The 17,089-nt window shown below is 68.6% G+C and carries 20 protein-coding genes; 6 read left to right on the top strand and 14 right to left on the bottom strand.

What is annotated here, in order from left to right; all coding sequences use genetic code 11:
* Positions 1-52 precede the first annotated feature (52 nt).
* Positions 53-961 (top strand): LysR family transcriptional regulator, encoded by a 909-nt coding sequence (locus OHA18_RS23380; protein WP_328997403.1) that lies wholly within the window; start codon positions 53-55, stop codon positions 959-961.
* Here the strand turns inward: OHA18_RS23380 and OHA18_RS23375 are convergent, their stop codons facing one another.
* On the bottom strand, positions 962-1,837 hold the full coding sequence (locus OHA18_RS23375) for a helix-turn-helix transcriptional regulator (RefSeq protein WP_328997402.1): 876 nt from the start codon (positions 1,835-1,837) through the stop codon (positions 962-964). It abuts the gene before it with no gap.
* A 101-nt stretch (positions 1,838-1,938) separates the two neighbouring features.
* On the opposite strand from OHA18_RS23375, the gene OHA18_RS23370 reads away from it, so the two are divergent.
* A complete protein-coding gene (locus OHA18_RS23370) occupies positions 1,939-3,387 on the top strand; it encodes an MFS transporter (protein ID WP_328997401.1) in 1,449 nt (482 codons plus the stop codon).
* Here OHA18_RS23370 and OHA18_RS23365 read toward each other — a convergent pair.
* The 3 genes from OHA18_RS23365 to OHA18_RS23355 are packed head-to-tail and all read right to left on the bottom strand — an operon-like array spanning position 3,350 to position 5,844.
* Positions 3,350-4,111 carry a pentapeptide repeat-containing protein gene (locus OHA18_RS23365; protein ID WP_328997400.1) on the bottom strand — a complete coding sequence of 254 codons (762 nt, stop codon included), beginning with the start codon at positions 4,109-4,111 and terminating at the stop codon, positions 3,350-3,352. The genes OHA18_RS23370 and OHA18_RS23365 overlap by 38 nt on opposite strands.
* Positions 4,095-5,216 carry a peptide chain release factor 2 gene (gene prfB / locus OHA18_RS23360; RefSeq protein ID WP_328997399.1) on the bottom strand — a complete coding sequence of 374 codons (1,122 nt, stop codon included), beginning with the start codon at positions 5,214-5,216 and terminating at the stop codon, positions 4,095-4,097. Before prfB ends, OHA18_RS23365 begins: the two co-directional genes overlap by 17 nt.
* A gap of 16 nt (positions 5,217-5,232) precedes the next feature.
* A complete protein-coding gene (locus OHA18_RS23355) occupies positions 5,233-5,844 on the bottom strand; it encodes a TetR/AcrR family transcriptional regulator (RefSeq protein ID WP_328997398.1) in 612 nt (203 codons plus the stop codon).
* A 70-nt stretch (positions 5,845-5,914) separates the two neighbouring features.
* On the opposite strand from OHA18_RS23355, the gene OHA18_RS23350 reads away from it, so the two are divergent.
* Positions 5,915-6,715 carry an SDR family oxidoreductase gene (locus tag OHA18_RS23350; protein ID WP_328997397.1) on the top strand — a complete coding sequence of 267 codons (801 nt, stop codon included), beginning with the start codon at positions 5,915-5,917 and terminating at the stop codon, positions 6,713-6,715.
* 187 nt (positions 6,716-6,902) lie between these two features.
* On the opposite strand, the gene OHA18_RS23345 is transcribed toward OHA18_RS23350, so the two are convergent.
* The 7 genes from OHA18_RS23345 to OHA18_RS23315 are packed head-to-tail and all read right to left on the bottom strand — an operon-like array spanning position 6,903 to position 11,459.
* The gene (locus OHA18_RS23345; protein ID WP_328997396.1) at positions 6,903-7,301 is read right to left on the bottom strand and encodes a pilus assembly protein TadG-related protein; all 399 of its coding nucleotides are present in this window, start codon (positions 7,299-7,301) and stop codon (positions 6,903-6,905) included.
* Between the two features lie 44 nt (positions 7,302-7,345).
* The gene (locus OHA18_RS23340; RefSeq protein WP_328997395.1) at positions 7,346-7,795 is read right to left on the bottom strand and encodes a TadE/TadG family type IV pilus assembly protein; all 450 of its coding nucleotides are present in this window, start codon (positions 7,793-7,795) and stop codon (positions 7,346-7,348) included.
* Positions 7,792-8,178, bottom strand: a complete 387-nt coding sequence (locus OHA18_RS23335) for a TadE/TadG family type IV pilus assembly protein (RefSeq protein ID WP_328997394.1) — start codon at positions 8,176-8,178, stop codon at positions 7,792-7,794. The genes OHA18_RS23340 and OHA18_RS23335 overlap by 4 nt, the downstream gene beginning before the upstream one ends.
* A complete protein-coding gene (locus tag OHA18_RS23330; protein WP_328997393.1) occupies positions 8,175-8,372 on the bottom strand; it encodes a hypothetical protein in 198 nt (65 codons plus the stop codon). The genes OHA18_RS23335 and OHA18_RS23330 overlap by 4 nt, the downstream gene beginning before the upstream one ends.
* A 14-nt stretch (positions 8,373-8,386) precedes the next feature.
* On the bottom strand, positions 8,387-9,325 hold the full coding sequence (locus OHA18_RS23325; RefSeq protein ID WP_328997392.1) for a type II secretion system F family protein: 939 nt from the start codon (positions 9,323-9,325) through the stop codon (positions 8,387-8,389).
* Entirely contained in the window at positions 9,322-10,182 is an 861-nt protein-coding gene (locus tag OHA18_RS23320) for a type II secretion system F family protein (RefSeq protein ID WP_328997391.1), read from the bottom strand. The genes OHA18_RS23325 and OHA18_RS23320 overlap by 4 nt, the downstream gene beginning before the upstream one ends.
* The gene (locus tag OHA18_RS23315; protein WP_328997390.1) at positions 10,182-11,459 is read right to left on the bottom strand and encodes a CpaF family protein; all 1,278 of its coding nucleotides are present in this window, start codon (positions 11,457-11,459) and stop codon (positions 10,182-10,184) included. Before OHA18_RS23315 ends, OHA18_RS23320 begins: the two co-directional genes overlap by 1 nt.
* A 247-nt stretch (positions 11,460-11,706) precedes the next feature.
* Between OHA18_RS23315 and OHA18_RS23310 the strand changes: the two genes are divergently transcribed.
* Together OHA18_RS23310 and OHA18_RS23305 are read left to right on the top strand one after the other, a co-directional pair.
* Complete coding sequence (locus OHA18_RS23310; RefSeq protein WP_328997389.1) at positions 11,707-12,207, top strand: SigE family RNA polymerase sigma factor; 501 nt, start codon at positions 11,707-11,709, stop codon at positions 12,205-12,207.
* 12 nt (positions 12,208-12,219) lie between these two features.
* Positions 12,220-12,933 carry a hypothetical protein gene (locus OHA18_RS23305; RefSeq protein ID WP_328997388.1) on the top strand — a complete coding sequence of 238 codons (714 nt, stop codon included), beginning with the start codon at positions 12,220-12,222 and terminating at the stop codon, positions 12,931-12,933.
* On the opposite strand, the gene OHA18_RS23300 is transcribed toward OHA18_RS23305, so the two are convergent.
* Genes OHA18_RS23300 through OHA18_RS23290 form a run of 3 tightly spaced genes read right to left on the bottom strand, consistent with a single transcriptional unit; the run spans position 12,930 to position 15,488 of the window.
* The gene (locus OHA18_RS23300) at positions 12,930-13,673 is read right to left on the bottom strand and encodes a GntR family transcriptional regulator (RefSeq protein WP_328997387.1); all 744 of its coding nucleotides are present in this window, start codon (positions 13,671-13,673) and stop codon (positions 12,930-12,932) included. The genes OHA18_RS23305 and OHA18_RS23300 overlap by 4 nt on opposite strands.
* A gap of 58 nt (positions 13,674-13,731) precedes the next feature.
* Entirely contained in the window at positions 13,732-14,766 is a 1,035-nt protein-coding gene (locus OHA18_RS23295) for a Gfo/Idh/MocA family oxidoreductase (RefSeq protein WP_328997386.1), read from the bottom strand.
* A gap of 14 nt (positions 14,767-14,780) precedes the next feature.
* Positions 14,781-15,488, bottom strand: a complete 708-nt coding sequence (locus tag OHA18_RS23290; protein ID WP_328997385.1) for an AraC family transcriptional regulator — start codon at positions 15,486-15,488, stop codon at positions 14,781-14,783.
* A gap of 72 nt (positions 15,489-15,560) precedes the next feature.
* Between OHA18_RS23290 and OHA18_RS23285 the strand changes: the two genes are divergently transcribed.
* Positions 15,561-17,072: an FAD-dependent oxidoreductase gene (locus OHA18_RS23285; RefSeq protein WP_328997384.1), complete on the top strand. Its 1,512-nt coding sequence runs from the start codon at positions 15,561-15,563 to the stop codon at positions 17,070-17,072.
* The last annotated feature ends 17 nt before the right edge of the window (positions 17,073-17,089 follow it).

Below are 17,089 nucleotides of genomic sequence, written 5' to 3'. Positions count from 1 at the left end.
TACACTTAAGGACCAGCACCGATTTCTACTGCCTTCGATGTAGGAGCGCTACATGATCGATCTCGGCCGGCTCCGTGCACTGCACGCGGTCGCGCAGTACGGATCGGTCAACCGGGCGGCCGAGGCGCTCGGCTACACGCCGTCCGCGGTGTCGCAGCAGCTGGCGAAGCTGGAGCGCGAGACGCGGACGACGCTGATCGAGCGGCAAGGGCGCGGGATCGTGCTGACCGACGCGGCTCAGCAGCTGGCGTCGACGGCCGCGCGGATTCTGGAACTGGTCGAGGACGCCGAGCTGACACTGGACGAGCAGCGCGGGCAGGCGATCGGGACACTCAGCATCGCGGCGTTTCCGACCGCTGCCCGCGGACTGCTGCCGGCCGCGCTGACTCGACTGCTCCACGAGCACGACGCGCTGGATATTCGCGTGAAAGAGACCGATCCGTTCGAGGCCGTGGCGGCGGTCAATCGGGGCGAGATCGACGTGGCGATCGTCCACGACTGGCACAACACACCGCTCGGCCTGCCGGAGGGGTTGTCGCGGGTGAAGCTCGGCTCGGATCCGGCCGACGTGCTGGTGCCGGCGTCGCATCGCCTTGCAGGTAAGGAGTTCGTCCGCGCGGAGGACCTGGTCGGCGAACGCTGGATCTGCCAGCCGACCGGTTCGATCTGCCACGAATGGTTGGTCCGGACGATGCGCCGCGCCGGCGTCGAGCCGGACGTCGCGTACTCCGTCGCGGAGTACCAGACCCAGCTCGCGATGCTTGCCCGCGGCATCGGTATCGGTCTGCTCCCACGCCTCGGCCGCGGCCCGGTCCCGGACGGCGTGGTCGTCGTACCCTTGCAGCCGGCCCCGAGCCGCCGCCTCTACGCCGTCTGGCGGACGACCACCTCGCGCCGCCCGGCGATCGCGGTCACGCTCGACACCCTGAAATCCGCCTGGCCCGACCGCGACACCGCCTGATCAGCTCAAGACAGGTTCGGCGGACGGTACGTCGACGATCTGGCGGAGCTTGGCCTCGGTTTCCTCGTCGAGGGCCGTGTAGATGGTCGCCCGGATCGGCCCGAGCGGCGACAGCCACAGGTTGACCGGCTCGATCCGGAGGATGCCGTACCCGTCGATCTCCAGCATCTTCGTCCGCGTGCTCGGCGCCGCCACGTCGTACCGCTCCCAGAGCTCTGCGAAGTACGGCGACCTGTTCAACAGGCTCTGGATCAGGTCCTGCCATGGCGCTTCGCCGACGTGCTCGCCGGACGCTGCGCGGAACGCCGCGACCATGTGGTGCCTGGTCAGCTCCGCATCGACGAAGCTGCACATCCAGTCGTGGGAGACGAAATTCAGCCAGAGCAGGTTCCGCTCCTCGACCGGCACTTCGTTGAGGTCGAGAACCACTTTGCAGTACGCGTCGTTGAACGCCAGGATGTCGTACCGCGTGTTCAGCACCAGCGCCGGGTACGGCGAGACCGCGTCGAGCGTCTTCTGGACCGACGACGGCAACGCCGAGCACGCGCCCTGGGACGGGCCGAGCCGGAGACCGGCCAGCCGGTACAGGTGGTTGCGCTCCTGCCGGTCGAACCGCAGCGCCGTCGCGATCGCGTCCAGGACCTGCGCGGACACGTTGATGTCGCGGCCTTGCTCGAGCCAGGTGTACCAGGTCACGCCGACCCCGGCGAGCAGCGCGACCTCCTCCCGGCGCAGTCCCGGCGTACGCCGGCGGCCGCCCGGCGCGAACCCGACCTCGTCCGGCCGGATCCGCTCCCGCCGGCTGCGCAGGAACACCCCGAGCTCTCGCCGCTGGGCGGTCACGGTTCTGTCGGTGGCGGCTGGGACAGTGGTCATGGTTCCATCATGGGCACAGATCGATCCTGGTGCCAGGTGCTGCGAGTAATAGGATAACCAGGCTCTCACCACCAGGCTCCGAGCGCCTTCAGGCTGGACGCATGACAGACCAGCTCCAGGCCGCTACCACCGGTGCCCCCGCCCGGCCGCAGGCCGCCGCGGTGCCGCTGAAGCCGGTGGCTCTCACAACTCTCATCTTCGGCGCCTTCCTGCCGATGCTCTCCTTCTTCGTCATCAACGTCGCACTGCCCGCGATCGGCTCCGACCTGCACGCCACGTCCGGCGAGCTTCAACTGGTGGTCGGCAGCTACGGCATCGCCGTCGCCACCCTGCTCGTGGTCGGCGGTCGCCTCGGCGACACGTTCGGCCGCAAACGCCTGTTCCTCATGGGTCTGATCGGCTTCACCGTGATGTCGCTGATCTGCGCCATCGCCCCGAGCATCGGCGTCCTTCTCGTCGCCCGGGTCGTCCAGGGTGCTGCCGGCGCTGCAGTCACCCCACAGGTGCTGGCAACGATCACCAGCTTGCTGACCGGTGAGCACCGCGCCCGCGCCATGGCCATGTACGGCGTGGCGGGCGGTGCGGCTGCGGCGTTCGGTCAGATTCTCGGCGGCGTACTGGTCGAGGCGAACGTGTTCGACCTCGGCTGGCGGGCCGTGTTCCTCGTCAACGTGCCGGTCGGCGTTGTGGGTGTGGCTGCTGCGATCCGGCTGATCCCGGAGACCAAGGCCAGCAAGGCACAGCGCGTCGACCTCGTCGGCGCCGCACTGCTGGCGCTGACCCTGGTGCTCCTGCTCCTGCCGCTCACCGAGGGCAGGCCGCTCGGCTGGCCGCTCTGGACCTGGCTGTGCCTCGCAGCGACGATTCCGGCGGTGGTGGCGCTCGGCCTACACCAGCACCGGTCCGAGCAGTCGGGTCGGTCTCCGCTGATCCCTCCGACAGTGCTGCGGTTGCGGGCGATGCGGATCGGCCTGCTGCTGGCGGTGGCGTTCTTCACCACGTTCGGTGGCTTCATGTTCGTGTTCGCACTCGCCACTCAGGGCGAGGCGCACATGTCCCCACTGGAAGGCGGTCTGAGCCTGCTGCCGATGGCGGTCGGGTTCCTGATCACCTCGATCTACGGTCCGCGTCTGCAGGTCCGGTACGGCGCCGGCCTGATCGTGCGCGGCTGGATCATCCAGGGCGTCGGGTACGCCGTACTCGCGGTCGCGGCCCTCACCCTGTGGCCGGACGTGAACCCGCTGAAGCTCGCCGTACCGATGCTGATCGCAGGCTTCGGCTCCGGCCTGGTCATGGTGCCGCTGATGGGCGTGGTGCTCGGTCAGGTGCCTGCAACACAAGCAGGTCTCGGTAGCGGCATCCTGCTCACCAGCCAGCAGACCTGTCTCGCGCTAGGTGCGGCCACCGTCGGCACGGCGTACCTGTCCTTGGCCGGCAGCTCCTGGGGCCAAGGCGGCGCACTGGCTGCAGTAGCCCTGGCCATCACGGCGATCTCCCTGCTGATGACCCCGGTCACGCACCAGCTGCGGTCCAGTGGGAAGGGCGCGTAACCGCGTCCGGGAGTTTGGTCGAGCGGTCGCCACGGGCGGCGTTGACCTGAGACTGGGTAAGGAACAAGGCACCCCTCAGGTCGGCGCCGCGCAGGTCCGTGTCTCTCAGGTCCGCGCCGATGAGGTCGGCCTGGCGGAGGTCGGCCTCACGGAGATCAGCGCCGATCAGGTATGCGCCACGCAGGTTGGCTTTGGCCAGGTCAGCGCCGCGCAGCCGGGCTCCGATGAGGTCGGCGCCGCGGCGGTCCTTCTTCTTGGGCTGTTTCCCGCGGATGCGTTGGCTGGTCTTGAGGAGCAGTTCGTTGACGACTGCGCGCTCGGCGTTCACGTCGACGGTGGTGAGGTCCGGCGTACGGCTGACGTTCTCGATGCGGGCAATGGCCTCGCGCGCGGTCTCGTCGTACTCGAGGACTTCGGCCAGGTACCAGAGGAGCTCGTGCAGCTGGCGGAGGATCGGTAGCGCCGCGAACATCTCAGGCGCGGACTGCCCGCGCTTGGTGATCTCCTGCCCGGCGCCGAAGCAGTCGTACACCGTGCAGCCCTGAAAACCCTTGCTGCGCAGGTCTTTGTGGATGGTGCACCGGAAGTCGTCGCTGAGATTCGGGCACGGCTCACCCGCGGGTTTGTCCAGCGCGAAATCCGCCGACTTCGTGAAAGTCAGCGCGATGCAGCACAGGCCGACACAGTTGCCGCAGTCGGCGCGAAGCTCAGTTTTGGTCGGCAACCGTGTGGCCGGTACGGCGCCAGCGGATGCCGGCCTCGATGAACTCGTCGATCTCACCGTCGAACACACCGGACGTGTTCCCGGACTCGTACTGCGTCCGCAGGTCCTTCACCATCTGGTACGGGTGCAGGACGTACGACCGCATCTGGTCGCCCCAGGAACCCTGGACGTCACCGCGCAGCGCGTCGATCTGGGCCCGCTCCTCGGCCTTCTTCAGCGCGAGCAGCTTGGCCTTCAGGATGACCATCGCGCTGGCCTTGTTCTGCAGCTGGGACTTCTCGTTCTGGCAGGAGACCACGGTGCCGGTCGGGATGTGCGTGATCCGGACCGCGGAGTCGGTCGTGTTGACGCTCTGACCGCCCGGACCGGACGACCGGTACACGTCGATCCGCAACTCTTCTTCCGGTACGTCGATCTCGTCGGTCTGCTCGAGCACCGGGACCACCTCGACCGCCGCGAACGAGGTCTGCCGGCGACCTTGGTTGTCGAACGGCGAGATTCGCACCAGCCGGTGCGTACCGGACTCCACGCTCAGCGTGCCGTACGCGTACGGCGCCTTGACGCCGAACGTCGTCGACTTCAGCCCGGCCTCTTCGGCGTACGACGTGTCGTAGACCTCGGTCGGGTAGCCGTGCCGCTCGGCCCAGCGCAGGTACATCCGCTGCAGCATCTCGGCGAAGTCCGCGGCGTCCACACCGCCCGCGCCGGAGCGGATCGTCACCAGGGCCTCGCGCTCGTCGTACTCACCGGACAGCAGTGTGCGGACCTCGAGGGACTGGATCGCCTTGCCCAGCGGGCCGAGATCCTTCTCCGCCTCGGCCATGCTGTCGGCGTCGTTCTCCTCACGGCCCAGCTCGATCAGTGTGCCGAGATCCTCGAGCCGGCTGCGCAGCGCGGTCACCCGGTCCACGTCGGACTGCAGGCTGGACAGCCGCGACGTCACCTTCTGCGCGTTCGCCTGGTCGTCCCACAGGTCGGGCGCGGCAACCACCTCGCCGAGCTCATCGATCTCCTTGCGCAGGGCAGGGAGATCCAGCACCTTCTCGATCGAGGTCAACGTCACGTCGAGCTGCTTCAGCTCCGCGTCAAAATCCAGGCCAGCCACAACGAAACAGCGTACCTCAGGCGAGACCACGACGAAGAACAGTGAAGATCTCGGTGATCGCCTGCTCGAGCTCGGTCTGAGCGGCGGCGAGCTGCTCGGGCGAAGCGTCATCGACAAGGACGCGCATCAACTCCTCTTCGAGCACCTTCTGCGCGGCGGCGTACTGAGCGGCGATCAGCCGGTTGCGCAGGTGATCGGGGGTCCGTTCGTCGAGGGCCTCGGTGAGCGTGGTCTCCAGTTCCGCGGCCTGCAACCGTCGACGGGCCTCCAAGGCGGGACTGTTCTCGATCGTACGGACGAACTGCTTCCAGGTCGCCAGATGCCCGACCGCGAACCGATCCCGGGTGCCGGCCAGGTAATGCGCCTCCAGGACGTCGATCGGATCCGCATCCGCCGGCGCCGCCCGGATCGCACGAGCCGGCCCCAGCCACCAGCCCACCTCGTCGAAGAACAGGTCCTCCTTCGCCGGGAAGTGGTTGAACACCGTCTGTACGGCGACGTCGGCCGCGCGCGCGACCTCCGCGACGGTGACCGCGTCGAAGCCGCGCTCGAGGAACAGCCGGGTGGCCACGTCCGAGATGGCGTCCTTCGTCTGCTGCTTCTTGCGTTCCCGTCGCCCGAGCTCCATTGCACCGAGGGTAGGGCATCTGCTTTACTGATTCCAATTATGTAGTAACTACAATTTTGGAGCATATCCAATGACTGTTCTTGTCACCGGCGGCCGCGGCGCGATCGCCCGCGCCGTCACCGCAGGCCTGATCGCGGCCGGACGGGACGTCCGGGTCGCCAGCCGCGAACCGTCCGCCCTCCCGTCGGCCGTCGGCTACGACCCCGCCGACCCCGCGCCCGCCCTGCGAGACATCAGCCAGGTCTTCTTGTACTCCGACCCGTCAACGGCGCCTGCCTTCGCGGCCGCGGCCGAAGCCGCCGGTGTGAAACAGGTCGTGCTGCTCTCGTCGCTGTCCTCGCTCGGGGGCCCGGACGATCCGCATGCGAAGACCGAGCAGGTCATCACCGACGGGTCGTATGCGACCACTCGCCTGCAGCCCGGTGCGTTCATGAGCAACGCGAAGTACTGGGCGCATCAGGTTCGCGCGACCGGCCAGATCCGGCTGCCGTACCTCGATGCGGAGGAGGCGCCGATCCATGAACTGGACATCGCCGATGCGGCGCTCCGCATCCTCCTCGACGGCCCTGGCAACGGACATGACGGCCGGGGCTATCCGCTGACCGGCCCGGAGTCCATGACCCGCCGTCACCAGATCAGCCTCGTCACCACGACCACCGGCGTACCGATCGAGGCGGTCGACCTCACCCCCGACGAGGCCCGTGCCGAGATGCGCATGCGCGACGAGGGCCAGCGCGAGACGCTCCTCGCCTACTGGGCATCCCGCGTCGGCAAGCCCCAACCGATCGAGCCCGGCGTCGAACTCCTCACCACCCACACCGCCCGCACGTGGACTACCTGGCTCATCGACAACCCAGGCCTCTTCACCTGACCTGTCGCGTGACCTGCCCCGCTGGTGCACCCGCCGAGCCGGAGCGCACCGATCCGGGACCGGCCACAAGTCGGGGGCGTGGACATGTCCTGTCGGGTGTGAACAGGAAATAACCTGTCTCCGCCCACCAGAACCTGTTCAAACCCCCGTCAGGTGGTCCGGGAACCGCGCACAGGTCTGAGGTGAGTCAGCGGATCGGGACGATGGCGGCGGCTTCAGCGGCGAGGTCGGACGAGGTGGGGAAGCCGGGGGGATGGAAGGGGAGGTCGGTGATGGAGGTGAGGCGGACGGTGACTGTGGTGCCTTCGACGTCCACCGACCAGTCGAGGCCGTCGAATCTGTTGCTGGCGGCAACTTCGTTGAGGTAGTCCGCGGTCAGGCGGGCAGCCTGGTCCGGGTCGATCACCGCGTTGCTGCCCGCGCCGGGCTGGGCGTAGACCGCGGCGAGACCGTTGGCTGCCGCGAGCACCGCACCGTCGGCGGTCGCGTCGAGGTCGCGGCGGACCAGGAAGACCTTCGAGATGTCGGTCACCACCACGATCATCAGCAGGATGATCGCGGTGAACCCGATGATGAGAACGGTCATCTGCCCGTCGTCACCCCGCCTCATCCCCCGCCTCATTCGCCGGCTCATCCGCTGCCCTTGGCTTCGCGGTAGTCGCCGAACGCCTCGGTGTGCGAGGCACTGATGTGGATCGCCGGTGGTTCGCCGCCGAGCGCGTCGGGGGTCAGCGGCAGCCGGACCTGGGTGTCGAGGGTGACGGTCACCGTCGACCCCGGCTGCAGACAGACCGGGTCACAGGTGATCGTGAGGTCGTCGGAGCCGAGCTCCATCCCCTGGTCCTTCATCGCCAGCCGAGCGGCGTCGAACGCGCGCGCTCGCGCCTCGTCCTCGGACACCCCGTCCGGCACGATGACGAACGCCCGCCCGGCGGCGCGGGTCGCCGCGGTCGCGCCGTACGACGCCCGTTGTACGTCGAACACGCCGAGCATCACGTACACCAACGGGACCATCAGCAGGATCGCCAGCCAGGAGAACTCGACGACCGCACTCCCGCGCTCGTCGCGCCGGCGCCTCATTCGCCGGTCTCCTTGACCGCGTGCCCTTCGACGCTGAACGAGATACCTGGTCCCCACAGCCCGAGCGGCGGCATGTGCGCATGGACGGTGACCTCGACCCCGGGCTGCCCGTCGATGTCGGTCTCCTCCGCTGACACCGAGTCGATCAACTGGTCCCGCACGACGCCGCCGATCAGCTCGCGGGTGCGCGCCTCGCCGTCGGCCGGCTGCCGGTTGAGCACGGCCGCGTACTGCGCGCCCTCGGAGGCCGCGGCGGTCACGGTGTTGCGCACGTACAGGAACAGGCCGACCTGCAGGATCCCGAGGAACAGCGGCACCACGAGCATCGAGACCAGGACGAAGTCGACAACGGCCGCGCCCCGCTCGTCGCGCGGACGGATCACTTGTTGGAGACGGAGTTCAGCGCGTCCTGGAGCATCTTGGCGAGCGCGGGGCCGGCGAGTTGCCAGATCGCGACGACCAGGCCGGCCGTCATCACGGTGATCAGCACCCAGCCGGGGACGTCGCCGCGCTCCTTGCGCGCCGGGCGTGGCTTGAGCAGCAACGCCACGAACAGTCTCGTCAGGTGTAGGGACATGACCTCTCCTCGATTCATCCGGCGATCAGCCGGATTCCGACAGCGCCCGGGTAGAAGGCGAAGGCGATGGTCACCGGGAGGACCAGGAAGATCACCGGCACCATCATGGCTACTTCGCGGCGCGCACCGGACTCGATCAGCTCGCGGCGCCCCGCTTCCCGGATGTCGCCGGCCTGTGCCCGCAGTACGTCGGCCAGCGGGGTGCCGCGCTCGAGCGCCACCGCCAGCCCGTCCGCGAAGCGCGACAACGCCAGCAACCCGGTCCGGTCCGCGAGCGCGTCGAGCGCGCGGACCAGTGTCTCCCCCGCCCTGGTCTCCGCCAGGACACGTTTCAGTTCGTCGGCCAGGTCGCCCCGGCAGGATCGCGTCACCCGGTCGAGCGCGGCCGCGGGACCTTCGCCGGCCGCGACCGACAACGCCAGCAGCTCGGCCACGGTCGGCAACTCGGCCAGCAGCCGACGCTCACGCCGGCGCACCTGTGAGGTCAGATAGGTGTCTCGGGCAAGCACTCCGAGGACACCGAGAATCAGGCAGAACACCATCATGCCGACCGGGTTGCCCAGGCCGAGCGCGACCGAGACGATCGAGATCACCAGACCGGCGCCGAACGCGAGCGTCCCCCAGAGCAGCTGCTCGATCCGGAACTCCTCCACGGTCCGCTCGATCCCGGCCCGCTGCATCCGCCGGCGGATCGTGTTCGCCCCGCCGAGGATCCGCTCCAGCCTGGCCGCCGCGGACCGCAGCGACGGCCCGAACAGCCGCAGGATCGCGTAGAACGGCGACCGCGAGTCCACCACGCCGACGAACACGTCCGGCGCCCCGAGATCCCGCAGGTACGGCGAGATCCGCTCGTCCACCGTGGGTTTGCGCAGGAACGGCAACCGCAGTACGACGACCAGCAGGCCCGCGCCGAGCAACGCGCCGAGGAAACCACCGAGCAGCATCGGATTCATCGCAGCACCCGCTCCGGCTCGGGCAACCGGCCGATCCGCAGCATCAACCGGTACGCGAGCACGCAGATGACGGCACCCGCGCCGATGATCAGCGCGCCCATCGGGGTGTTGTACCGCTGGATCACGTCGCCTTGGAACGACAGCAACGCCAGCACCAGCCACGGCGCGGCCACCGCGACCCGAGCCCCGTTGATCGACCACGACTGCCGGGACTCGAGCTCGGACCGGGTCCGCGCATCGTCGCGCAGGAACGACGACAGCGACCGCAACAGCCGGCCCAGATCGCCGCCGCCGACCTCGCGCGCGATCCGCAGCGCCTCGACCACACGGTCACCCACCGGGTCGGCCAGCCGCGCCTTCAACCGGTCCAGCGATTCGGCGAACCGGCCCGTCGATGCGTAGTCCGCACCGAACCGCCGGAACGGCTCCCGCAGCGGCAACGGACCCCGCTCACCCACCTGGGCCAACGCCTCCGACAACGACAGCCCAGCCCGAACGGCCGACGCGACGTTGTCCACCACGTCCGGCCACAACTCACGGAACTCGGCCAGCCGCCGACGACCCCTGGCCCGCACCAGCGCGATCGGCAGCCAGCCCGCCATCAACCCGAACACCGCACCGATCGGCAACGCCTTGGACACCAGGAACATCAGCAAGAAGCCGGCCAGCCCGGTGATCACGCAGGCGCCGATGAACGCGCCTGGCGTCAGCCCTTCGATCCCTGCACTCGCAAGCAACTCCCGGCTCTTCCCGCGCAGCCGGCCGTCCGTGCCGGCCACCGCTTCGGACGGCGCCACGAACGCCGCGATGATCAGCAGCAGGCCGACCCCGAAGAACAACCCGATCAGAAGTCCCATCAGCCCACGCTCCGCGGCAGCTCGGTGAGCAGCCCGGCCACGTTGTACCCGGCCTGCTGGAACCGCTCCGCGTGCGGCAGATGCCCCTCGGCCCGGCGTAGATACCCGTCGTACGTGACGAACAGCGACTCGGTCTCGATCGCCTGCTCCTCGACCCGCCCGGTGACCGCGACGATCTCCCGCACCCGCCGATGCCCGTCCGCCGCGATCCCCAGGTGTACGACGATGTCGACGCAGCCCGCCACCGTCGGCAGCACGAACCGGGAGCCGATGTTCTCACCGGCCAGCAGCGGGAGTGTGCACATCTTGGTGAGCGCCTCGCGGGCGGAGTTCGCATGGATCGTGCACATGCCGGGCAGGCCGCTGTTCAGCGCGAGGAGCAGGTCGAGGCACTCCTCGCCGCGCACCTCGCCGACGATCAGCCGGGACGGCCGCATCCGCAGCGACTCCTTGACCAGGTCCCGCAGCCGGACCTCGCCGGTGCCCTCCAGACCGGCCTGCCTGGTCTGCATCGAGACCCAATCGGGGATCGGCAGCTTGATCTCGAAGACCTCCTCGCAGCTGATCACCCGCTCGCTGCCCGGGATCGAGCCGGCCAGCGCGTTCAGCATCGTGGTCTTGCCTGCCTGGGTGCCGCCGGAGACCAGCACATTGAGGCCGACGGCAACGGATGCCTCGAGCACCGCGGCCGCGTGCGGCGTCAGCGAGCCCAGCTGGACCAGGTCGGCCAACCGGGTCGCGCGGACGGTGAACTTGCGGATGTTGATCGCCGCATACCGCTGGGTGATGCCGCCGAGGACGATGTGCACCCGGCTCCCGTCCGGCAGCCGGGCGTCGGTGAACGGCTGCGACACGTCGATCCGGCGACCGGTGGTCTTCAGCATCCGCTCGACCAGGTCGCTGACCTCCTCCTCGGTCAGCACCGTCGTGGTCAGCTCGTGCCGGCCTTCGCGGGCGATGAACACCCGGCTCGGCTCGTTGATCCAGATCTCCTCGACGCTGGGGTCGTCCAGGTAGCGCTGCAGCGGCCCGAAGCCCGCGACCCGGTCGTGCACCTCACGGCTGACCGCCTCCACGTCGCCGATCGGCGGGACCACACCGGTCAGGCTGCGCTCGTCGTACTCCTTCACGACGAGGGCGACGATCGCGTCCACCGCGGCGGGGTCGCGGAGCGGGTCGATACCTTCGCGGCGGACGACGTCACGGACCTGGGCGTCGATCAGCTCGATGGCACCGTCCCAGCCGGATCGGTGCGCGTCGAGTCTGTCCGCTGTCATCGATCTCCCCGTGTATGTCCCGTCTGGTGACCGCGCGGTCACCATGCGCGACCATCCTTTCAACCGCGGGGCACCCGGCGCCACTCGCATCAGGCGCCCTGTGGACAACCGTGACATGCCGAAGGCTCACTCACCGTATCCATCGCCTCACCGCCGGTCCAGAAGATTGCAGCTTGTTGCAATTCAGCGGTAACAGAACGCGGACTCGCGGCGTCGAACCGGGTGTAGGGGACCTCGGGAGGGTGCTTTGACACGGTCTACACAGGACTTCGAGGAGTTCGCGAGAGCGCGAACACCACAGCTGTACCGGTCGGCCTGGCTGTTGGCCGGCGAGCATCACGCGGCCGAGGACCTGGTCCAGGAGACGCTGGCCAAGCTGTACCGGGCCTGGCGGCGGGTGGAGCAGGCCGACAACCCGGCGGCGTACGCCCAGACCGTGCTGGCGCGGACGTACATCTCCCAGCGGCGGCGCCGCAGCTCCACCGAGCGCCCGGTGGAGCGGACCCCCGACCGCGTGGACTACCCCGGCGACCACGAACTGCGCCTGTCCCTGCTGCAGGCGCTGGAAGAGCTGTCCCCGCTGGACCGTGCAGTGCTGGTCCTGCGGTACTTCGAGGACCGCAGCACGGAGCAGGTCGCGCAGGACCTCGGTAAGAACACCGGTGCGATCAGGACGCGTACGTCGCGCGCGCTCGGCCGCCTTCGGGCCGTCCTCGGCGACGAGGCCGTCCACCTGACCGCACATTGAGCTGGGAGCACCATGACCAACCTTCACGACAGCCTCCCCGACCTGATGCGCCGGGCCACCGAGGACCTCCAGCCGGCCACTCCCGAGCTGGTTGCCCGGGGCATCCGTCGCGGCAAGGTCCTGCGCCGTCGCCGGACCGCGCTGGCCGGCCTGTCCAGCGCAGCCGCCGTACTGGCGACTGTCGGCATCATCGTCGGCAGCACCCAACTGCTGGAGCACGGAGCAGCGCCTGCTGTTCAGCCGGCCGGTCCGCCGAGTGCACACCACTCGACGCGGTTGGCCAAGATGAGTCCTGCGGAGACTCTGGCCGCACTACTGCCCAAGAGCCTCCACCGCGCGAACGCCACTACCTCCGCCGACGGCACCCTGTCCGTGGTGTTGGACGACGGCAATGGCGCCGGACTGCTCACGGTGGACATGATGACCGCGCAGCCGAACACCAACTGCAACGGATCCCCCGCCGGCGCCTGCACCGTCCAGCCGGACGGCTCCGTGTACGTCGCGTACGCCAACCGGCCGCTCTATCCAGATGCCAACCCCGGCGGCATCACGGTGACCACTGTGGAGCAGTTCTACCCGGACGGGCGACAGATCAGCATCAGCAACTACAACGCACCGAGAGACCAGGGCGTGGAGCACAGCCGGCCTGCTCCGATCCTGTCGATCGCACAGCTGACCCAGATCGCTCGCAGCAACCAGTGGGTGTACCCGCCGCGTGTGTCTTAGCGGTGCACCAGGGTGTGTTCGAAGGAGTACCTGCTCGCGCGGTACAGGTGAGCGCCGTACTCGACCGGTTGGCCGTGGTCGTCGTACGTGATGCGAGTGGTCGCGAGAAGCGGTGAGCCCGGCTCCTCTGCCAGCAGCCGTGACTGCTCGGGTGTTGCCGGGATGGCGGAGATGGTCTGGTGCGCGACCTTGAGCCGGACGCCCTCGGCCCGCAGCAGTTGGTAGAGCCCTCGCTCGGCCAGCGTGGTCGGGTCGGTCTCGAGGAGGTCCGGCGGCAGCCAGTTGCGCATCAGGGCCAGCGGCTCGCCATCTGCGCGGCGGAGTCGCTCCAGGCGCAGCACTCGGTCGCCCTGCTCGCACTGCAGTGCAGTGGCCACCTCTGCGGTCGCAGGCGAGATCCCGAACCGCAGTACCTCGGTTTCGGGCTTGCGGCGCGCGGCCGCGAGGTCGTCGTACAGGCTGGTCAGTTCGAGCGAGCGGCGGACCTGACCGGAGTTTCCGACCACCTGGGTGCCGACGCCGCGTTTGCGGACGAGCAGGCCCTGGTCGACCAGGCGCGCGATCGCCTGCCGCACGGTGGGCCGGCTGAGCCCGTACGCCTCGGCGAGGTCCACCTCGTTGCTCAGCCGGGACCCGACCGGCAGTTCACCGCCCTGGATGGCCGCTTCGAGCTGCTGCGCCAGCTGCACGTGCAACGGCGTCCGGCTGTTCCGATCGACCTGGATCTGGACGGTACTCATGGGCACATCCTGAAGGCTGGACCCGATTCCGTCGACCCACCACCCGGATTTGATCACATCATCGAATGTCCTCGACACGCACCGGACGATGCTCCTCGTACGACGCCATCGCCGCCAGTGCGACCTGCAACGCGTTCCGAGCGTCCTGCCCGGTCACCGGCGGTACGCCGTTCGTCCGCACCACGTCCGCGAAGTCAGCGAGCTCCTGCACGTACGCGTCGTGGAACATCTCCTCGTCACTCCGCAGCGTCTGCTGGTGTACTCCGTCCACGTTGTAATGCAGCAGCGCGCTACCGGCGAGCTGACCGGCGACGACCATGCCTTCACTGCCGAACACCTCGCCGCGGACGTCGTACCCGTAGTACGACGAGAAGTTCGCCTCCGCCGTCGCGATCGCGCCGTTGTCGAACGTGATCACCACGACCGCGGTGTCGAGGAACCCGTTGTCCTTGTACTGCGGCTCCACCAGCGCATCCGCCGTCGTGAACACCTCGACCGGCCGGGCACCGGGATTGAGCCAGAGCAGCGTGTCGAAGTCGTGGATCAGCGTCTCGCGGAAGATCGTCCACTGCGGAATCCGGTCGGCGTACGGCAGGCCGCCCGGACGGCCGGGATCGCGGGTGATCGAGCGCATCAGCCGCGGCGTCCCGATACCGCCGTTCGCGATCGTCCGGTGCGCCGCCGCGAAGTCCTTCGCGAACCGACGGTTGAAGCCGACCTGGAACGGGACGCCCGCACGGTCCGTCGCGGCGATCGCCTGATCCAGCTCCGCCAGCGTCAGCGAGGCGGGCTTCTCGCACCAGACCGCCTTGCCGGCCTCGGCCGCGCGCACGATCAGCTCCGGATGGGCGACCGCGAGCGAGGTGATCACCACGCCGTCGAGCTCGGGATCCTTCAGCAGCTCGTCGACGGTCAGGGGTTGGGCGTCGTACCGCGCCGCCAGTCGCTGTGCCGCCTCCGGCCTGGTGTCGGCGACCGCTACCAGCTCGGTGCCGGGCACATGCCGCGCGATGTTGCCAGCATGCATCGTGCCGATCCGGCCGGCTCCGATCAACCCCAGCCGCACCACCCGCAGCCCGTGGTCTGTACGCATCCTCAAAGTTAACCCTAGACCCGACTGGTACGGCGGTACTCCGACGGCGACTGTCCTGTCTGCGCGCTGAACACCCGACTGAGGTAGAACGCACTGCGGTAGCCGGTGTGCTCGGCGATGACCTGCAGCGTGTCATCGGACTCGGTCAGCAGCTCACGAGCCTTCTGCAGCCGCAGGTCCCGCAGGTAGGCGACCGGAGTGACGCCACGGACATCCCGGAACCGCCTGGAGAGCTGCGGCGGGCTGATACCGAGTGCGGACGCCAGCTCACTCAACGACAGCTCTGGTGAGGCGTAGTGCTCCAGCAGATACGTCATCGCACTGTGGACCAGACGGTCTTGCGGAGAGCGGGCGCGGCGCAGCATCAGGACGAGGTCAGTAACAACATGCGTGGCGATCGCGGTGTTGGCGTTCTCGAGCAGGGCGAGGTTGCCGCGGAGCCGGTCCAGGTCCCGGAGTCGGGTGCAGCCAGGGCGTGGTTCCAGCGAAGTGGTGAAGCGGGCGTGGAAGAACGACGTCCGGGTGCGCATGCGACGGCGGAGCGTGCCACCGGGTGGGCAGACGACGACATCGCCGAACTTGGCGGTCCCGTGTGCGTCACCGACCTCGTAGTCGAAGGAGCCGGCGATCGGGAGCAGGAGGCACCAGGTGTCGTAGGTGTCGACCGCGAGGCTGAACCGGGACCGGAGCGGCGCGACCAGGTAGCCGTCCAACGCGAGCATGGCAAGAAAATACATGGAGATGCTCAGGACGGCTATTTTCTAGGATACCGAGACTGCTGCAGAGTGCATGACATGGTCGATGTCTGCGTGTACGGAGGAACCGCCGCGGGTTGTGTCGCGGCGATGACGGCGCATCAGGAAGGCGCGTCGGTGGTGCTGGTCGAGCCGAGTCGCTGGCTCGGCGGGATGCTGGGCGCGGGGATCAAGCCGGCGCAGGACTGCCCGATCCCGGCCGCCGCGGGCGGCCTGACGCGGGACCTGGTGTTCGGCTTCGGTGATCATCCGCACGACGTCCTGCGCGCGTTCCACCAGTGGATCGCCGCGACCGGCATCGAGGTGATCTTCGAACGCCGCGTGCGATCGGTGACACGCACCGGCAACCGGATCACCTCCATCCAGCTCGAGACCTCATCGCCGGACCGGTGGGGCGTACCTCTGCCGGCTGCCGACTCGATCCCGGACCGCGAGGTCCACGCCGAGGTCTTCATCGACGCGTCGTACGAGGGCGACCTGATGGCCCTCTCCGGTGTCCCCTACCGGACCGGACGCGAGTCACAGGAGACCTTCGGCGAGGAGGTCGCGGGAGTCCGTCCGGTGACCAACTGGACCCCGATCGACCCGTACGTCGTGCCGGGCGACAGCACCAGCGGACTACTACCGCTGGTAGAGGAGGATCACGGTCTGCCGATAGGTGCAGGCGACGACTACACGCAGGCCTACAACTATCGCTTCTACGTCACCACAGACCCCGCCAAGCGCGTGGAGCTCACCCCGCCTGACAGCTACTCACCGGCCGACTACGAGCTCGTCCGCCGATACCTGGAGCACGCCGAAGACCTGTCCGGCATCTTCCCCGGCTGGCTCAACTCAGGCGAGTACAACTACCAGCGTGGGTCTCTCATCACCAACGCTCCGCTCGGACTGAGCCGCGAGTACCAGGACGGCAACTGGGACGTCAGGGCGCGCATCTGGCGTCAGCACCTCGACTACCTCCGCGGACTCCGCCATTTCCTGTCCACGGACCCCAGCGTGCCTGCGGCCTTCCGTACGGCGACAGCGGCGTACGGGCTGGACGGGAGCGTCTTCCCGGAGACTGAGGGCTGGCCGACGCAGCTGTACATCCGGGTGTGCCGACGGCTCGCCGGTCAGTACACGATCACCCACGCCGACGTGATCAACCAGGCCGAGCCACCGGACAGCGTCGGCCTCGCTCTGTTCGGCGTCGACGTCTATCCGGTACGCCGGATCGCCAGCCGCAACCCATCTGGTCAACTGGGCGTGGCCACCGAGGGTGACATGTTCATCGGCGGCCATCTGGGCACCGGTCAGCCCTACCCGATCCCCTACCGGGCCATCACCCCACAGCAGAGCGACTGTGCCAACCTCCTCGTCCCGGTCTGCCTGTCCGCCTCCCACATCGGGTACGCCGCGACGCGAATGGAACCCGTCTTCTGCGTCCTCGCAGAGTCCGCCGCCGTCGCCGCAGTGCAGTCCCTCCGAGCGCAGACCGACGTACAGCAGGTCGACGTCGACAAACTGCAGGCCCGCCTACTCGAACGTGGGCAAGTGCTTAGCTGGGGGTAGACCGAGAGGAGCCATCT

Origin of the sequence: Kribbella sp. NBC_00709 (assembly GCF_036226565.1) — a bacterium.
Classification (GTDB): Bacteria; Actinomycetota; Actinomycetes; order Propionibacteriales; family Kribbellaceae; genus Kribbella.
The sequence above is the reverse complement of the archived record's forward strand: the minus strand, read 5'-3'. Positions and strand labels throughout refer to the sequence as shown.

Excerpts from the sequence above, each read along its gene's own strand:
- OHA18_RS23380 (WP_328997403.1), top strand. The coding sequence starts at position 53 with ATGATCGATCTCGGCCGGCTCCGTGCACTGCACGCGGTCGCGCAGTAC.
- OHA18_RS23375 (WP_328997402.1), bottom strand. The coding sequence starts at position 1,837 with ATGACCACTGTCCCAGCCGCCACCGACAGAACCGTGACCGCCCAGCGG.
- OHA18_RS23370 (WP_328997401.1), top strand. The coding sequence starts at position 1,939 with ATGACAGACCAGCTCCAGGCCGCTACCACCGGTGCCCCCGCCCGGCCG.
- OHA18_RS23355 (WP_328997398.1), bottom strand. The coding sequence starts at position 5,844 with ATGGAGCTCGGGCGACGGGAACGCAAGAAGCAGCAGACGAAGGACGCC.
- OHA18_RS23350 (WP_328997397.1), top strand. The coding sequence starts at position 5,915 with ATGACTGTTCTTGTCACCGGCGGCCGCGGCGCGATCGCCCGCGCCGTC.
- OHA18_RS23345 (WP_328997396.1), bottom strand. The coding sequence starts at position 7,301 with ATGACCGTTCTCATCATCGGGTTCACCGCGATCATCCTGCTGATGATC.
- OHA18_RS23340 (WP_328997395.1), bottom strand. The coding sequence starts at position 7,795 with ATGAGGCGCCGGCGCGACGAGCGCGGGAGTGCGGTCGTCGAGTTCTCC.
- OHA18_RS23330 (WP_328997393.1), bottom strand. The coding sequence starts at position 8,372 with ATGTCCCTACACCTGACGAGACTGTTCGTGGCGTTGCTGCTCAAGCCA.
- OHA18_RS23325 (WP_328997392.1), bottom strand. The coding sequence starts at position 9,325 with ATGAATCCGATGCTGCTCGGTGGTTTCCTCGGCGCGTTGCTCGGCGCG.
- OHA18_RS23320 (WP_328997391.1), bottom strand. The coding sequence starts at position 10,182 with ATGGGACTTCTGATCGGGTTGTTCTTCGGGGTCGGCCTGCTGCTGATC.
- OHA18_RS23315 (WP_328997390.1), bottom strand. The coding sequence starts at position 11,459 with ATGACAGCGGACAGACTCGACGCGCACCGATCCGGCTGGGACGGTGCC.
- OHA18_RS23305 (WP_328997388.1), top strand. The coding sequence starts at position 12,220 with ATGACCAACCTTCACGACAGCCTCCCCGACCTGATGCGCCGGGCCACC.
- OHA18_RS23300 (WP_328997387.1), bottom strand. The coding sequence starts at position 13,673 with ATGAGTACCGTCCAGATCCAGGTCGATCGGAACAGCCGGACGCCGTTG.
- OHA18_RS23295 (WP_328997386.1), bottom strand. The coding sequence starts at position 14,766 with ATGCGTACAGACCACGGGCTGCGGGTGGTGCGGCTGGGGTTGATCGGA.
- OHA18_RS23290 (WP_328997385.1), bottom strand. The coding sequence starts at position 15,488 with ATGCTCGCGTTGGACGGCTACCTGGTCGCGCCGCTCCGGTCCCGGTTC.
- OHA18_RS23285 (WP_328997384.1), top strand. The coding sequence starts at position 15,561 with ATGGTCGATGTCTGCGTGTACGGAGGAACCGCCGCGGGTTGTGTCGCG.